This window comes from Neotamlana sargassicola (assembly GCF_020523965.1).
GTDB classification, from domain to species: Bacteria; Bacteroidota; Bacteroidia; order Flavobacteriales; family Flavobacteriaceae; genus Neotamlana; species Neotamlana sargassicola.
In genome coordinates, this window is sequence record NZ_JAJAPX010000001.1 from 513,324 (window position 1) to 532,017 (window position 18,694).

The following is an 18,694-nucleotide window of genomic DNA, read 5'->3' on the forward strand; positions in this document are numbered from 1 at the left end:
AAAACGGGCATGGGTTTAAATATGTTTGAGTTAGAAAGAATAAATTGCAGCTAAAGTAAATGCAGCTAAGCTCTCGCTTGGCATACCATCGTTATCTAAGAATTTTCCGTAAAATTCTCCGCTATCAACATTAGTTAATGCATCAAGTCTAACTTCTGGCTTAATTATTAAGTTATCAACTGTATAACTTCCTGTTAAAGTAGTTGCGAATACGCTTGGTAAATCATCACCATCACCATGTAATGCGAAATATTCACCTCTTAAACCAATTGAGAAGCTATCAGAAGTTGCTAACTGTGGGTATAATGCAGCACCGTAAAAACCAGCACCATCGTTATCGTTGTAAGCAGCATTGATTCCTAAGAAGAAAGAATCAGATACATCGAAACCACCTGTATAATCAATTTCGAAACCTAAACCTTCGTTTTTACCACTATCATAGTATAAGTTTAAGTACTGACCATAGAATCCTAATTGAGCACCTAAAGCATACTCACCAGTCATAGATATATCGTTAGTATCCCAAGGGTTAGTAACAGCTAACATTAAGCTTACGTCATCAGATAAAGCAAAATCAGCTTTTAAACCCATGTGAGAAAATGGCCCACTAGAGAATAAGTAAGAGCAGCTGTAGTTAAAGTTTCCAGCTGGAGCTATCACCTCATAACCTAAAAAGGTATTCCATCTACCAAATGTAAGTGTTGTTCCTTCTGAAACATTCCAGTAAACATAAGCTTGGTTTACGATTCCATTAGTAAAATCATCAGATTCAACTAACGTAGCACCTGTACCCTTTGGTCCGAATGCTAAATCTACAACCGCACCAGCTTTTTCACCTTCGTAACCAAGAATAACATTCGCCATACCTAAAGCAAAACCAGATTTTCCAGCGAAAGCAGTTCCAAAGGATACACCTTCATTATCAGGAGCAGTTAAATAAGTTTGGTAATATGCATCTACACTACCGCTAATACTAAGTTTACTAGTTTCCTCTTCCTGCGCAAATCCTAAAGCCGCTACAAAAAGTAATGAAAGTGTTAAAAATTTTTTCATAATTGTTTTCATTTTTAGTTTTAATTATTAGTTAATTTTTTCTTAAGAGTGAGGTAAATCTATATCAAAAAGTTATAACCCCCATAAAAAATAGGGGTAATTCCGTTACTTTTATCAATATTCTAATTTTAACCCTATTTTTTTAGAGGTATTTTGGAAATTTTTTGATTTTTTGATTTTTTAACAAAGTCTGAAATTGAGTTTTTGCTAATTTTTCGCAAAAAATTATATGATAATAGCTGTTTAATTATTGCTTTTTTATCATAATAACACTTATACCTATATATTATTAACAAAACCACGATTACATATTTAACAAAAAACACCTTATATATTAGCAGATAATTATTTTTAACTTCACTTCGCCATAAAAATCGAAATAATGAAACCCCCATTATTGCTATTTAATATGTTGTAACTATCTTAGCTATTCAACTCTATTTTTTAATCCAAAATTTGCTGACTATGCTGGAGAAACAAGGACTATATTCGCCCGAATTTGAACACGAAAATTGCGGCGCTGGTTTTATATGTAATTTAAAGGGAGAAAAAACAAATCAGATCATACATGATGCGTTAGAAATCCTAGTAAAACTGCAACACAGAGGTGGTGTAAGTGCCGATGGAAAAACCGGTGATGGTGCTGGTCTTTTAATTGATATTCCGCATGAATATTTTACACGTGTATGCGACTTTAGTTTACCTGATTTTAGAGAGTACGCTGTAGGTATGATATTTTTACCTCAAAACGACAATCAACACACCTTTTGTAAAAACATTTTAGAAGAAGAAATTAAACAACAAGGCCTTTCTATTCTAGGTTGGCGAAAAGTACCTGTAGATTCTTCTCAACTTGGTGAAATAGCAAGAGCATCAGAACCCATTATAGAACAACTTTTTATTGGGAAAAACGATGATATTGATGAGGCTACATTTAAAGCCAAACTGTATGCTGCAAGAAAAATAGCAGAACACACCATTAGAAAGTCGAAAATATCGGAAAGTGATTATTTTCACATTCCTAGTTTATCAACTACAACTTTAATTTATAAAGGTATAATTATGCCAAAAGATATTGGCCCTTATTATACCGACTTACAACAAATAGACCTTGTTACCAGATTAGCTTTAGTACACCAACGTTTCTCTACCAACACAATGCCTACATGGGAATTGGCTCAACCATTCCGTTTCATGTGTCAAAATGGTGAAATTAACACCTTACGTGGAAACGTAAGTAGAATGCGTGTACGTGAAGAAATAATGAAAAGTGATGTTTTTGGACCACAAATACACAAACTTTTCCCTATAATTTTACCAGGAAAGTCCGATTCTGCTTCTATGGATATGGTAGTTGAATTATTAACCCACACCGGTCGTTCTCTACCAGAAATTATGATGATGATGATTCCTGAAGCATGGGAAAAACACAAAACCATGTCTGAAGATCGCAAAGCCTTTTACGAGTACAACGGTTGTATTATGGAGCCTTGGGATGGTCCTGCTTCTGTACCATTTACAGATGGCGATTATATTGGTGCTTTATTAGATAGAAATGGCTTACGCCCATCTAGATATACCGTTACAAAAAGCGGAAAACTAATCATGTCTTCGGAAGTTGGAGTTGTAGATGTTGAAGCATCAGATATTAAAGAACATGGTAGATTAGAACCAGGAAAAATGTTCTTGGTTGATATGAATGAAGGCCGCATAATTAGCGACGAAGAAATTAAAAGCAAAATAGTTTCAGAACGCCCTTACAAAGAATGGTTAGACAAAACACGCCTACATTTACGCGATGTACCGTACACTAACGAAACTTGCCCAATTGAAACTATTGATATAAAAACAAGACAACGTTTATTTAATTACACCTTCGAAGACATTCAAGAAGTAATTACACCAATGGCCGTTGTTGGTAAAGAAGCACTGGGTTCTATGGGGATTGATACACCTTTGGCTGTACTTTCAGATAGACCTCAGCTTATATCAAACTACTTTAAACAATTATTCGCACAAGTAACCAACCCGCCTTTAGATGGTATTCGCGAAGAAATTGTAACCGATATTAGTTTAAACCTTGGTAAAGACCGTAATATTTTTAGCATTACAGAACGCCAATGTAGAAAATTACGCATACAAAACCCTGTAATTTCTAATGCCGATTTAGAAAAAATAAGAACTATCGACATTGAAAGCTTTAAAGCCGAAACCATCCATATGCTTTATCCAAAAGCACAAGGTTTAAACGGGCTTGAAGATGCTTTAGATGATATTATCGTTCAGGTTGAAAAAGCTTTAAATCGTGGCACAAACATTATCATTCTTTCAGATAGAGGTGTAAACCAAGATTTCGCTCCAATTCCTGCACTTTTAGCGTGTAGCTATGTAAACCATCAAATGAACCGATTACGCAAGCGTTCGTATTTCGATATTATTATTGAATCTGCCGAACCACGCGAACCACATCATTTTGCAACTTTATTTGGTTATGGCGCCAGTGCAATTAACCCTTACATGGTAAACGAAATTATTCGTATGCAGGTTAAAGAAGGGTTTATTAAAGACATGGATGAAGATAAAGCCGTAGAAAACTTTAATAAAGCTATTGGTAAAGGGCTTCTTAAAATAATGAACAAAATAGGAATATCTACACTACATTCTTATAGAGGTTCTCAAATATTTGAAATTGTTGGTTTCAATTCTTCATTTGTTGAAAAATATTTCCCTTATACCGCATCAAGAATTGAAGGTATTGGCTTATATGAAATTGAAAAAGAAATTAACGAACGCTATAAATTAGCGTATCCAGATAATAAAATAGATAAACGACTAAGTTTAAATATTGGTGGTGATTACAGATGGAGACGAAATGGAGAGCGCCACTTGTTTAACCCAACAACCGTATCTAAACTACAACAAGCCGTTAGGCTTAGCGATCAAGCTAGTTACGACGTTTACTCTAAAGCTATAAACGAACAAGCTGAAAATTTAATGACCATTCGTGGTTTATTTGAATTTGATAATTTAGATCCTATTCCGATTGAAGAAGTAGAGCCTTGGACCGATATTGTAAAGCGTTTTAAAACAGGTGCGATGTCGTATGGTTCTATTTCTCGTGAAGCTCATGAAAATTTAGCTATCGCCATGAACCGTATTGGAGGTAAATCTAATTCTGGAGAAGGTGGAGAAGACAGAAAACGTTTTCATCCAGACATGAATGGAGATAGCCGTAACTCAGCCATTAAGCAAGTTGCTTCAGGCCGTTTTGGGGTAACATCTCACTACTTAACCAATGCCAAAGAAATTCAAATAAAAATGGCGCAAGGTGCAAAACCAGGTGAAGGCGGGCAACTTCCAGGTGAAAAAGTTTTACCATGGATTGCTTCTGCACGTAACTCTACACCTTTTGTTGGTTTAATTTCACCACCTCCACACCATGATATTTACTCTATTGAAGATTTAGCACAATTAATTTACGATCTTAAAAACGCTAACCGCGAAGCTAGAATTAACGTAAAACTAGTTTCTGAGGTTGGTGTTGGTACCATTGCTGCCGGAGTTTCAAAAGCAAAAGCCGATGTTGTACTTATTTCTGGTTATGATGGTGGTACAGGAGCATCTCCTCTAACATCATTAAAACATGCTGGTTTACCTTGGGAACTTGGTTTATCTGAAGCACAACAAACTTTGGTACTTAACGATTTACGTAGCCGAATTGTTGTAGAGTGTGACGGACAGTTAAAAACAGGGCGCGATGTTGCTATTGCTGCACTTTTAGGTGCTGAAGAATTTGGATTTGCAACCGCACCATTAGTTGCTTCTGGATGTATAATGATGCGTAAATGTCACTTAAATACTTGTCCGGTTGGTATTGCAACTCAAGATAAAGAGTTACGTAAAAACTTTAAAGGAACACCAGAACACGTTATTAACTTCTTTTATTACATTGCTGAAGAATTACGTGGTATTATGGCGCAATTAGGGTTTAGAACCGTTGACGAAATGGTTGGTCAAACTCATAAAATTAATGCAAACAGAGCCATTAAACATTATAAAGCTAAAGGATTAGATTTATCAAGTATTTTATATAGACCAACTGCTTACAAGCACATGACTATTAAAAATACTGAGAAACAAGATCATGAATTAGAAAATGTTTTAGACTTTACAATTCTTAAAGATTCTCACAGAGCTTTATATCGAAAAGAAAAAATGACATTACAATACCCAATTCGTAACACAAACCGTACGGTTGGAGCTATTGTAAGTAACGAAATATCAAAAATATACGGCCATTTAGGTCTGCCAGAAGACACTTTAAATATTAACTTTAAAGGATCAGCAGGTCAAAGTTTTGGAGCCTTTGGAGCACACGGATTAACTTTTACTTTAGAAGGAGACACCAACGATTACCTTGGTAAAGGATTATCTGGAGCAAAACTTATTATTAAAAAACCAAAAGAAGCCGATTTTATAGCCGCTGAAAACATTATAGTTGGTAACGTTTGTTTATTTGGTGCCGTACACGGGCAAGCCTACATAAACGGTATCGCTGGAGAGCGTTTCGCTGTAAGAAATTCTGGTGCAACAGCTGTTGTTGAAGGTGTTGGAGACCACTGTTGTGAGTACATGACAGGTGGTAAAGTAGTTGTTCTTGGTAAAACAGGAAGAAACTTTGCTGCTGGTATGAGTGGTGGTATGGCATTTGTTTACGACCCAGACAACAAATTTGTAAATGGCTTATGTAACACAGAAACTATAGAATTTGAAGACGTCGTAGGACAAGATGCCGAAGATTTAAAAGCATTGATTGAAAAACACGTTCTTTATACAGATAGTAACCGTGGTAAAGAAATACTTGAAAATTGGAGTACAGCCCTAGCCAATTTTGTGAAAATTATGCCTACTGAATACAAAAAAGCATTAAAACGCTTAGAGACCGAAGAAGAAATGTTTGAAGAATTAGAAATAGCTTAATAACATGGGAAAAGTAACAGGATTTAAAGAATTTGAAAGACAAGATGAAGCTTACAAACCCGTTGAAGAACGCGTTAAGCACTATAAAGAATTTACAGTACCTTTAAACGAGGAAGAAATAACCAAACAAGGATCACGTTGTATGGACTGCGGTATTCCATTTTGCCATAGTGGTTGTCCACTAGGTAATTTAATACCAGATTTTAACCATATGGTGCACCAAGGCGAATGGCAAAAAGCCTCTTGGATATTACACTCTACAAACAATTTCCCGGAGTTTACAGGACGTTTATGCCCTGCTCCATGCGAAAAAGCTTGTGTATTAGGTATTATTGAAGATCCAATTTCAATTGAAAACATTGAAAAAAACATTGTAGAACGTGCATTTCAAGAAGGCTGGATAAAACCGCAACCGCCAAAAACAAGAACTGGAAAAACAGTTGCTGTTGTTGGTTCTGGACCTGCAGGGTTAGCCACTGCGCAACAATTAAACCGAGCAGGACACACAGTTACAGTTTTTGAACGTGATGATGAAGTTGGAGGTTTACTTCGCTATGGTATTCCTAATTTTAAAATGGAAAAAGGTATTATAGACCGCCGTATTGCTATTCTTGAAGCAGAAGGTATTACGTTTAAAACAAATGTACACGTTGGTGTAAATTATGATACAGAAGAGTTAAAAGCTTTTGATGCTGTAGTATTATGTGGTGGAGCAACAAAACGTCGTAGTTTACCAACACCAGGTATTGATGCGGATGGTGTTGTACAAGCCATGGACTTTTTAACACAGCAAACCAAAGTTGTTTTTGGTAAAAAAGTTGAAAACCAAGTTTTAGCTACAGATAAAAATGTAATTGTAATAGGTGGTGGAGACACGGGATCGGATTGTATTGGAACCTCGAACCGTCAAGGTGCAAAATCGGTGGTGAATTTTGAAATTATGCCAAAACCACCAGGACACCGTTCGCCAACTACACCGTGGCCGTTTTGGCCTTTACAACTTAAAACCTCATCTTCTCATCAAGAAGGTGTGGAGCGTAATTGGCTAATTAACACTAAGGAATTTGTTACTGACGAAAGCGGTAAACTTACAGCTTTAAAAACAGTAAATGTTGAGTGGAAAATGGTACCTGGACAACGCCCACAATTAATAGAAATTGAAGGCACCGAAAAAACTTGGCCTTGCGACTTAGCTTTGTTAGCCTTAGGTTTTACAGGACCAGAAGCTACACTTGCCGAAAAATTAGGAATAAAAACCGATGCAAGATCTAATTATAAAGCAGATTATGGCAAGTACCAAACTAATGTACCAAACATTTTTACCGCAGGCGATATGCGTCGTGGACAATCCTTAATTGTTTGGGCGATTTCCGAAGGTAGAGAAGCTGCAAGACAGGTTGATATTTACCTTATGGGTAAATCTGATTTACCAACTAAAGATGCTAGTGGCGATTTAGTTGCCTTACATTAAGTTTAGCAAAATATTCAAAATAAAAAAAGGGATCATTTCATTACGATTTGATCCCTTTTTTCACTTAAAAACATAAAAAAGAACCTCATAAAAATGAGGTTCTCTTTTTTTCAACCCAAATAAAATTTACATCATATTGATCTAAATAATTTTAACTTTGCTACTCTTAGTTTAAAAACTTAGGCTTAATAACTAACATAGCCCAAGCCCAGTTTTGAGTGCTAGAAGCAGCATCTTCAGCAATACCTTTTAAATCGTACATACCATCAGCAGCAAACATGTGCGAATATCCAGCAACTAAAGCATAACCTTTAAACGCCTTTTTAAATACAATATCTAACTCTGTACCTAATGCTTTTTCTCCTTCAGTAATTTCTTGCTCTCCGCTAAAGTTTAATAATTTAACTAATAAACTAGATCCTTTTCCTAAATTAAAGTTTGCACTTGCGTGAATATCAACTAATCCAATTGAGTTCGCATGATTACCTACGTAGAAATAATCCATAAACCCATTAAACTTGTGATTTGTACCATACAATGGAAAAAATGCTCCAGTTTCGCCTGCGTCTGCATCGTTACCACTTATTACTTCTACACCGGCACCTATAGTTACCTTATCTGAAGCCTTAAAAGTAGCATCTAAACTTACATCGAATGCACCTTTTACAGCAACTTCATTTTGCCTGTCTCCTGTTTGAATATAAGCGTTAGCAGCTAAACCAAGTTTACCAGCGTTATATTTTAAATGTGTACCAACTGTTAATAAACTACTTGTGCCATCTCCAGTTACACCATCGTCTTCATATTCTTGAAAACCATTATTCATAAGTAATAAGCTACCTGAAAATTTATCCCAAGCCTTGCTTAAGTGTAACATTTGCATGGTTTTGTAAGAGAAAAATCCTGTTGTGTTATATTCTGTACCAGAAGACACAAACCCCGTTGGGTTATCATAATCTTGATTAAAAGCAAAGGCAAAGTCTAGTTTAAATCCTTCTTTTGCATATTTAATTAAGGCGGCATCGTGGTTACGGCCTTGTTGTGCCCAATCCAAACCACCAAGAATACGCTGGTCGTCGTAAGATAACACTTGGCGACCTAATTTAGTAGACCATCCGCCTCCTAATTGTAATTCTGCCCAAGCTTGAAATACTGCAAACGAGTTATTTTCATCATCTGGTAAAATCTGACGATTTTCTCCCCATACCATTACATCTTGTAAACTAATAAATACTTTATATTTTTCAGTTTTGTAGCCAGAATTTAATCTAATTCTTGTTGAAATTCCATAACCAGGTTCTGCTTCATCTGCAATTAAGCTACCAAAACCATGACGGTATTCGGTACGTGGTCTAAATTCACCATCTAAAGTAAATTGTGCATTAGCTATTTGTAAGCAACCTAAAAATAATAGTCCTAGAGTTATTATTTGTTTTTTCATTTTTTGATTATTTTACGTTTTGTGTTAGTTTATATTTTTTGTTAGTTTTTTTAATGCTCTAAAAAGTCAATTAAATGTTTGCGGTATTTGTAATAATCGTCGTGCTCTAAAACAGCTTTTCGTGTTCTTGGGCGCTCAAAATCTATACTTAAAACATCTCCAATTTTTGCACGAGGACCGCTAGTCATCATTACCACTCTATCGGCAAGAAAAATAGCCTCATCTACATCGTGCGTAATCATTACGGCAGTAATTTTTTCTTTATTCCAGATTTCAATTAAAATATCTTGTAATTCGCCACGAGTTAAAGAATCTAGCATTCCAAAAGGCTCATCTAAAAGCAATACTTTTGGCTTTATAGCAAATGCTCTGGCAATACCAACACGTTGCTGCATACCTTGAGAAAGTTCGCTAGCACGCTTATTAAAAGCATCTTCTAAACCTACTTTTTGTAAATAATATTTTGCAATATCGTTACGCTGTGCTTTGGTAGCGTGAGGAAACACTTGGTTTACACCTAAAAGCACGTTTTGTAAGGCCGTCATCCAAGGCATTAAACTTGGCGCTTGGAAAATAACACCACGATCTGGACCGGGACCTTTAATATGGTTTCCTAAAACCGAAATATTACCACCAGAAATTTCGTTTAAACCTGCTATCATGGAAAGCATAGTTGTTTTACCACAACCTGAATGCCCAATTATAGTAACAAACTCTTCCTTTTTAATTTGTAGATTTAAGTTTTCTAGCACCACGTAATCACCTTTTGGTGTTGGGTAAACTTTCTTTAAATCTTTTAAGTCTAGCATCACATCTTCCGAAGGAAAAATGATGCCGTTTTCTGTTATATTTTGTGTTTGAGTTATCATAATTTCAAGGTTTTAAAAACGTCCTACAAAACTTTTTGGTTGTAAATCTGGCAATTCAATAGGTGCATTCGCTTCCGCTTTGCGAGAATCTCCTATATCCATTAAATATTCAATAATGGCGTTTCTGGTTTCTTTAAAATTAGCATTATCGTTAAGCTCGGTTTTATCGCGAGGTCTTTCAATATCAATTTTAAATTCAGGACCCAAAGTTGCTTTTGGCCCTGGACGTAACGGAATAATGCGATCTGCCATATAAATACCTTCATCTACATCATTTGTAATAAGTAGGGCGGTACGCTTGTTACGGCTCCAAATATTTAAAATTTCGTCTTGTAAATTTCCACGCGTTAAGGCATCAAGCGCACCTAGCGGTTCATCCATAATAATCATTTCCGGATCCATAGCTAAAGCTCTTGCAACCGATACACGCTGGCGCATACCACCCGACAACTCTTTTGGACGTTTATTAATTGCTGGTGTTAAACTTACCATTTCAATATATTCGGCCACCAACTCTTGCAACTCCTTTTTGCTCTTTTTAGGAAAAGCTTCTTTAACCGCCACATATACATTTTGCCCCACAGTTAACCATGGTAATAAGGAATAATTCTGAAAAATTACACCACGCTCATGGCTAGTACCTTCAACCTTTTGCCCTTTAAAAAGCACCTCGCCCGATGTAGGCGTAATAAGCCCGTTAATTAAGTTTACCAAAGTTGTTTTACCACTTCCAGTAAACCCAACAATAGCCACAAACTCACCTTCTTCTATGGTTAGGTTTATATTCGATAATACTTCTGAAGCATTATCGCCAGTACCATATGTTTTATTTATATTATTTAATTCTAAATATGCCATTTTATTTAAGTTTTGGGTGTTCCCTTCCAGGTCGGGCTTTCGGCTATATCTTTTTTATTGGTTCTAGCGTTTCGCTATCGCTGCACACTAGAACTGACATAAAAAAGGATGCCGCCTCAATCCCTAACACGAGATTTCTACAAAATTTTAAACTTTATTACTAACTATCGGTTTGCAATAAAACCAACAATTAAATTGCGTCTGTTTTATCGAAAGACACCGTATTTTGTATAAACAACATTAATCGATCTAACAAGAAACCTATAATACCAATAACAAACATGGCAACTATAATTTTGGCGTTAGAATCGTTAGCTCCATTTTGAAACTCTTCCCAAACAAATAAACCTAAACCAGGACTTTGTGCTAATAACTCAATAGCAATTAAAACCATCCACGCTACAGATAATGTAATTTTTAAACCTGTAAAAATTAATGGTAACGACGATGGTAAAACCACCTTAAATACTTTTTGAAAAGGTCCTAATTTTAAAACCTTAGCAACATTTATATAATCTTTATCTACCGTAGATACTCCCATTGCTGTATTTACTAAAGTGGCCCACATAGAACACAACCCTACACTAATAAACGAAATGGTAAACGAGCTATCTTCGCTAGAATCTATAAGTAAAGTTTTAACAATCATGAACACTAATAAATACCAAACCACTGGAGATACAGGCTTAAATATTTGAATAAACCAGTTAAAAGCACTTTTTAACGTTGGGCTTAAACCTATAAATATTCCTAAAGGCACAGCAATTAATAAGGCTAAAAAGAAACCGGCAAATACCGTTTTTAAACTTCTAAAAATTTGATCTACAAACGATGGTCGTCCGGTGTAAACAATAGGATCTTTACCTTCTGCCACACGTTTTTCGTTTAAAGCTGCTGTTTTTTCTTTAAAAGCCAACTTATCTGCTCTAATTAAAAAGTGATCATCTAAAAGCGAATTGTACGACGCCCAAACTTGCGATGGCGATGGTAAAGTATTTGGCTGGCAACTAATATCTCCTGAAGCTATACAAGCTTTTAAAGCATCTGCTGCTGCCTGACCTTGTTCGGTTAAAGCTTTTTCAATTTTAAACTCAGCTTCCTTATTGTATAACGCTTTTGCTCCTAAATGCCATATTCCTATAAATAAAAATATTGATAATATTGGAACAATAAATTTTCTTAAAAACTTAATATAATCCTGTTTTTCAAGTTTTCCTGTAAACAGGTCCTTTAGCGTTGATAAAAATCCTAACCCTACGAATTTGGATATTTTATTTAATGTTAAACTTTGACTCATGATTATTGATTTTATTGGTTTGTGTTTAAGTATAAATAGTTAAGTTTAAGCGACCATTATAGTTTGTAATTCCTGAAATATTGGAGATAATCCTCATCAGGAATAACAAACCAATAAAATCACTTTACTTTTTTACAGCTTATTGTACTGCTTTATCTTTATTTCCAATTGAGAAACTGTTTATGTATGCTATTGGATCTTTAGCATCATATGTTTTACCGTCTATAAAATCTGTTGTTGCTGGCTTATAACCATCTGTTGTTGGCACATCGCTAGCAGGAATATGTCCTTCTTCAACTAAAAGATTTGCTGCTTTTTTCCAGATATCTGGTCTGTAAATATCTTTAATAGTTTCTGCATACCATTCTGCTGGTTTAGCTTCTGGAATTTGACCCCAACGTCTCATTTGAGTTAAGAACCAAATACCATCTGAATAGAATGGATATGTTGCATTGTATTTGTAGAATACATTAAAGTCTGGCATTTCGCGCTTATCACCTTTTTCAAACTCGAAAGTACCTGTCATAGAGTTTGCTAATACCGCTTCGTCTGCACCAACATATTGAGACATTGACAATATTTTTACGGCTTCTGCTCTGTTTCCTGGCTCGTCTAACCACTTTCCAGCACGAATTAATGCTTTAGTTACAGCAATTGCAGTGTTAGGATTTTCTTCAACAAACTTTTTTGTCATTACAAACACCTTTTCTGGGTTGTTTTTCCAGATATCGTAGTTTGTAGTTACAGGAACTCCAATACCTTTAAATACTGCTTGTTGGTTCCATGGCTCACCTACACAATACCCGTAAATTGTTCCCGCCTCTAAAGTTGCTGGCATTTGTGGTGGTGGTGTTACAGAAAGTAAAACTTCAGCATCAATTTGCCCTTGCACATTTTCTGCGGTATACATTCCTGGGTGAATTCCAGCAGCAGCTAACCAATAACGAATTTCGTAGTTGTGTGTAGAAACTGGAAATACCATACCCATTTTAAATGCTTTACCTGAATTTTTATAATCGGCAATTACTGGTTTTAAAGCTTCAGCTTTTATTGGGTGTACTGGTTTTCCATCTTCTCCAGTTGGAACATTTGGCTTCATTTTACTCCAAACATCGTTAGATACAGTAATACCGTTTCCATTTAAATCCATTGAAAATGGCGTCACTAAATCTGCTTGACGACCAAAACCTGCACCAGCAGCAATTGGCTGACCTGCTAACATATGCGAACCATCTAATTGTCCATCAATAACACGGTCTAATACGTTTTTCCAGTTAGATTGTGCTTCAACAGAAACAAATAAACCTTCATCTTCAAAAAAACCTTTTTCTTTAGCAATAGCTAAAGGCGCCATATCTGTTAATTTAATAAAACCGAATGTTAATTGTGGTTTTTCAATTTCTAATGCCTTGGTTTTAGATGTTTCGGCTACAGCCGCAACTTCTTCAGCTTTCTTTTTAGAATCTTTGCCTCCGCAAGCAAACATAACTAAGGAAAGTGCTGCAAGACTTGTTAATTTAATTAATTGTGATTTCATTATTATTCTAGTTTTTATAGTTAACTAAGTATGAATACTTATTTTTAACAAAGATATACGTAGAATTACAAACTACGTATGCATTTAACCATGAATCGACAACTTTTTGCACAGTTAATAACCTGCCAAAAAACATGTTTTATTTATAATAATCAGTATACCAATAATATAAAATAAAAATCAAGAAGAATATGTTTCAAGAAATTACTTATAAAAACACTTAAAACCTACTTAATTTTTAAAAAAATACGTAGAAAATAAATGCTTAAGATTTCAGAAAACGACACAAATCATTAACAAAGGCTTATTAATAAGCCTTCAACCAAAATTTGTTTAAGCTTATTGAAAGGAACAGGAAAGTTTAATAAAAGGTTGTTTTTTCAACCATTCTGCTTAAGAAAATGCACTATATATTATTTCGGTTCTACCCTTTAATTAGGAATTTATAGCTTTTAATGATAATGTGTCTTATATTTTCGTATTGATTGCCCATATTCCCCAAACCAGCAATTAAATTTTTTTTCAGAGCATTTTGTTCTGTAGTAGCGTTATTATTCGCAAACATCAAAAATAATTCAAACAAAAACTGAAACATATTTACATGTTTGTAAAATTAAAAAAGTGTTCAAACCTTTAGTAAACATAAACCATAATTGTTTTAACAGTTGTGGTTTTTGTTTTTACACTTTAAAATATTTTTATTTAAATAGGTGTTTTCTTTTAAATTCTTCTCTATGTTTTTAACGATTATGCAACATAACTTGCAATGCATGCATCAAAAGTACCAAAGTCAAGATTTAATAATATTTATTTTTATCTTTAATCAACTAACTAAACTAATTCGCTTTTGTATGAACAACTTACAGCGTTTATTAATACTACTAACTATAAACTTAAACCTTTCTTGGGCGCAAAATACTTATCAAAATTTTAATTTTGTAAGCATAAAAGAAGGCATCCCAAAAGCTGGAGTTACTGATATTATTCAAGACCACAACGATTTTATTTGGATTGCAACGAACTCTACGGGTTTATACAAATTTAATGGTATAGACTACATTCCTTACAAACATGTTTTAAACGACTCTACATCTTTAAGCAGCAGCAGAGTTTCATGTAGCTTTATAGATTCCGATAAAAAATTATGGGTTGGCACCGAAAATGGTTTAAATGTATACAATAACAAACAAGACAATTTTAATAGAATTGTTTTAAACACCAACAACCCCAATAAAGACATTATAAGTTCTATTACACAGGATACCTCAAATAATTTATATGTTGGCACTGTTGGTTATGGTATTTACAAAGTAAACACAAGCACTTTTAATGTAACAAAAATTGCAAATTCTACTTATTACAAACAAAGTAAAAAACTAAAAATAAACAGTTTATCACACGCTGGAAATAATAAAATTTATGTAGCCACCAATTTTGGATTAAAGGAAATAGATGTTACCTCCAACAAACTTATTGACATTGAAAATGCTTCTGAAAACCTAGAAGATTTTAAAAATGAAATTTCAAAACTTTTTGTTGATGCCAACCAAAATCTTTGGGTTGGCTTTCAATCTGGTAAAGGCATTTATAAATGCATATTAAACGAACACAAAAACATCGCAAAAGTTATATCTATTAATTGTACACAAAATAAAATAATGTCTATTGCTCAATTACCAGACAATAGCATAATTATTGGTACTGAAAATGATGGCTTTATTCATTTAAATAAAAATAATAGCGTCATTAAACATTTAAAGAGCAGCTCTAAAAACAATAATATTTTACATAATTCTATCTGGAAACTTTTTATAGATAAAAACGATAGAATCTGGATGGGTTATTACAATAGCGGTGTAGCCATTAGCGATAAGCTTTTCGATAAGTTTAAAGATATCACCAGCATTCCCAACAACAATAACTCGCTAAAAACCAACTCTGTAATGGGCATTGTAAATGATTCCAACAACAATTTATGGATTGCAACCGATGGCGGCGGCATAGATATTTACAATACCTTAACCAAAAAAATAAAACATATAAACACCACAGATACTAATTATTATTCTGGCTTAACATCAAATTACATTATATCTATTTTTAAAGATTCTCAAAACAATATTTGGGCAGGTAGCTGGGACAAGGGCGTATTTTTTTTAGGAAAAGACTCAAAAAAATTTATAAACTATAACAAAGAAAATTCAGGATTAAAGTCGAATATTATCATGAACTTTTCTGAAGACACTAACGGTAATATCAACATAGGAACGTTTTACAGTGGTATTCATATTTTTAATCCAAAAACAAAAGAAATCGTTAATTTCGAGCCTGATGCTTTTATAAAACACGGTATAAGTAGCGCTAATATTTTAAAAATATTTTTAGATTCTGATAACAACCAATGGTTAGCTACTACAGATGGCTTATTTAAAGTTGAAAGAAACGGCTCTTCTATAAAACAAGTCCTAGCTTTGTCTGAAAAAATAAACAAAGTATTTAACAACTCTATTGATGCAAATTACGTTTTAAGTTTATTTGAAGATTCTAAACAAAATATATGGATTGGCACAAGAGGTGCCGGAATATGTTTATATAACAAAACAAACAATACCTTTAAATGGTACAATAAATCTAATGGTTTAGTTGAAGAAAATGTAGCTTCTATTATTGAAGATGATGATCATTATATCTGGATAAGCGGTAACTCCGGATTAACTAAAATAAACATTGAAAAAAATGAATTTACCAACTACACCTACAACGATGGCTTACTATCCAACGATTTTAACTTTGGTGCCGCACTAAAAGACAAAGATGGCACCTTATATTTTGGAAACTATAGAGGTATCGATTATTTCAATCCAAAAAAATTACAGTTTAACAATAATGTACCCACTCTACATTTAACAGATTTTAAACTATTTAACGAAACCGTAACTCCTAACCAAAACAAATCACCATTAACTAAAGTTATTGCAGAAACAGATAGCATTACTTTAACCAACACACAATCTGTTTTTACAATTGAATACGCAGGTTTAAATTACACTAGACCCGAAAAAAACAACTATGCTTACTACCTTGAAGGCTACGAAACAACCTGGAATGACGTTGGGCAAAAACGAAGTGCAACATACACAAATCTCGATCACGGCAACTATATTTTTAAACTAAAAGCCTCTAACAACGATGGCGTTTGGAACCAAGAACCTCTGCAACTTCATGTAAAAATATTACCTCCATGGTGGAAAACCAATTGGGCAATAATGGGTTATATTACACTTATTATATTAAGTTTTTATTTATTAAATAGATTAACCCAAAGTAGAATAAAAGAAAAAGAACTTATAAAAAACGAGCGCCTAAAAAGGCAACAACAAGACGAACTAAACAAAAAGAAAATACAATTCTTTACAAATATTTCTCACGAATTTAGAACTCCATTAACCTTAATCATGAATCCGTTAAAAGCCATAATTCATGACACCAAACTAAACCTACCAGAACATGTTAAGCATAAACACGCCATAATTAATAAAAACACAGATAGGCTTTATAGGTTAATTAACGAGCTCATGGATTTTAGAAAACTAGAGTTTAACAAAATTAAAGTTAAAGCGCGTAAAATAAAGCTAATAGATTTTACAAAAAATATTGTTGGCTATTTTGAAGAAGAAACCAAAAGCAAAAATATTATTATTAGTGTAGATGCCGATAACCCAGATATATGCGTGTGGGCAGATTTAGAAATGTTGGAAAAAATAATATTTAATCTACTCTCAAACGCCGTTAAAATAACACCTTCTGGTGGTGTAATTAATATAGATTTACTTGCCACAGAACAACCTTACTTACTACCTTTAGTTACCGATAAAACAACAGTGAACGCCGTAGAAATTATAATTTCAGATAGTGGTCCTGGTTTAGAAAAAGAAGAAGTAAATAAAATTTTCGATCGTTTTTATCAAGTTGAAAGACAAACCAAGTCTTACATTGGAGGAACAGGAATAGGTTTAGAAGTTGTGCAAAGCTTTGTGAAATTACATAAAGGTAAAATTAAAGTAAGCAGCGAAATTGGCGTTGGCACTTCTTTTAAAATATTATTTCCAGCAGGTAACAGTCATTTTAACAACGACCAAATAGTACTTGATGAAACTTCAGAATACCTTAAAAAAGATGAATTCTCGTATGTTCCATCTGTAAATATTCAAGAAGACATAGATGAAATTGAATCAGAAAATAAAATTCATACAGTTTTAATAGTTGAAGACAACACCGAACTAAGAGATTATTTAAAACTAGAACTTAGCAGTCAACATAAAGTTTTGGTAGCCGCCAATGGTAAAGAAGGTATTAAAATTGCAAAAGAAGCCTTTCCCGATGTAATAATAACAGATGTTGTAATGCCAGAAATTGATGGTTTAGAGTTTTGCAAACAACTAAAAAGCGATTTAAGCACAAGCCACATACCTATTTTAATGCTTACTGCCAAAGCGAAAATAGACGACAGAATTGAAGGCATTGAAACCGGAGCAGACGCCTATATGGTAAAACCATTTAATATTCGTTTATTAAAACTCAGGTTATCGCAATTAATAACCAGCAGACAATTAATTTTTAATAAATATTTTAGTGTAATTAGCGAACTACCAAAAAACACAAACACACCACCCATAGATAAAGAGTTTATAGAAAAAGTTTTAAATCATATAAATGAAAATATAAGTGATCCTAATTTAAATGTTGAAGCACTTGCAACACATTTAAGCCTTAGCCGAAGTCAATTCTATAGAAAAATAAAAGCACTTACAAACCAAACTGCAACCGAATTTTTAAGAAATATAAGGCTTCAAAAAGCGAAACAAATTCTTGAATTAGGAGAAACAAACATAAGCAAGGTTTGCTATGCTACAGGGTTTTCATCGCACTCATATTTTACAAAATGTTTTAAAAATCATTTTGGTGTACTACCAACAGAAATAAAAACACAATACAACACTTAAAAAGTTAATAAACTACAAGTTAAACTTTATAATACTTGTTGCACCACATGTTACAAATGTAGCAAAACACTTAATTTAATTAGGTTTGCTTCAAAATTTGTAAAACTTGCTTTATGCATGCTAATTATAGTTTAATTTTTTTTCAACATTTGTATACCATGTTAAAAACCAATAGGCATAAACGA

The 18,694-nt window shown here is 33.8% G+C and carries 9 protein-coding genes; 3 read left to right on the forward strand and 6 right to left on the reverse strand.

The features are described 5' to 3' along the window. Positions 1-30: 30 nt before the first annotated feature. Positions 31-1,053, reverse strand: coding sequence for an outer membrane beta-barrel protein (locus LG651_RS02260; protein WP_226694534.1), 1,023 nt, complete (start codon positions 1,051-1,053; stop codon positions 31-33). A gap of 465 nt (positions 1,054-1,518) precedes the next feature. Here LG651_RS02260 and gltB point away from each other — a divergent pair, with 465 nt between their 5' ends. Both gltB and LG651_RS02270 read left to right on the forward strand, forming a co-directional pair. Then, complete coding sequence (gene gltB, locus LG651_RS02265) at positions 1,519-6,033, forward strand: glutamate synthase large subunit (RefSeq protein ID WP_226694535.1); 4,515 nt, start codon at positions 1,519-1,521, stop codon at positions 6,031-6,033. A gap of 4 nt (positions 6,034-6,037) precedes the next feature. Further along, positions 6,038-7,504 (forward strand): glutamate synthase subunit beta, encoded by a 1,467-nt coding sequence (locus tag LG651_RS02270; RefSeq protein WP_226694536.1) that lies wholly within the window; start codon positions 6,038-6,040, stop codon positions 7,502-7,504. 166 nt (positions 7,505-7,670) lie between these two features. On the opposite strand, the gene LG651_RS02275 is transcribed toward LG651_RS02270, so the two are convergent. The 5 genes from LG651_RS02275 to LG651_RS02295 all read right to left on the reverse strand — a co-directional run bounded on the left by LG651_RS02275 (position 7,671) and on the right by LG651_RS02295 (position 13,506). Beyond that, positions 7,671-8,945: an alginate export family protein gene (locus LG651_RS02275; protein ID WP_226694537.1), complete on the reverse strand. Its 1,275-nt coding sequence runs from the start codon at positions 8,943-8,945 to the stop codon at positions 7,671-7,673. 50 nt (positions 8,946-8,995) lie between these two features. Continuing rightward, positions 8,996-9,814: an ABC transporter ATP-binding protein gene (locus tag LG651_RS02280; RefSeq protein WP_226541461.1), complete on the reverse strand. Its 819-nt coding sequence runs from the start codon at positions 9,812-9,814 to the stop codon at positions 8,996-8,998. A gap of 12 nt (positions 9,815-9,826) precedes the next feature. Further along, positions 9,827-10,672: an ABC transporter ATP-binding protein gene (locus tag LG651_RS02285; protein WP_044631371.1), complete on the reverse strand. Its 846-nt coding sequence runs from the start codon at positions 10,670-10,672 to the stop codon at positions 9,827-9,829. A 190-nt stretch (positions 10,673-10,862) separates the two neighbouring features. Continuing rightward, positions 10,863-11,969 carry an ABC transporter permease gene (locus LG651_RS02290; protein ID WP_226694538.1) on the reverse strand — a complete coding sequence of 369 codons (1,107 nt, stop codon included), beginning with the start codon at positions 11,967-11,969 and terminating at the stop codon, positions 10,863-10,865. A gap of 139 nt (positions 11,970-12,108) precedes the next feature. Beyond that, on the reverse strand, positions 12,109-13,506 hold the full coding sequence (locus LG651_RS02295; protein WP_226694539.1) for a CmpA/NrtA family ABC transporter substrate-binding protein: 1,398 nt from the start codon (positions 13,504-13,506) through the stop codon (positions 12,109-12,111). An 851-nt stretch (positions 13,507-14,357) separates the two neighbouring features. Between LG651_RS02295 and LG651_RS02300 the strand changes: the two genes are divergently transcribed. Further along, a complete protein-coding gene (locus tag LG651_RS02300; protein WP_226694540.1) occupies positions 14,358-18,509 on the forward strand; it encodes a hybrid sensor histidine kinase/response regulator transcription factor in 4,152 nt (1,383 codons plus the stop codon). Positions 18,510-18,694 lie beyond the last annotated feature (185 nt).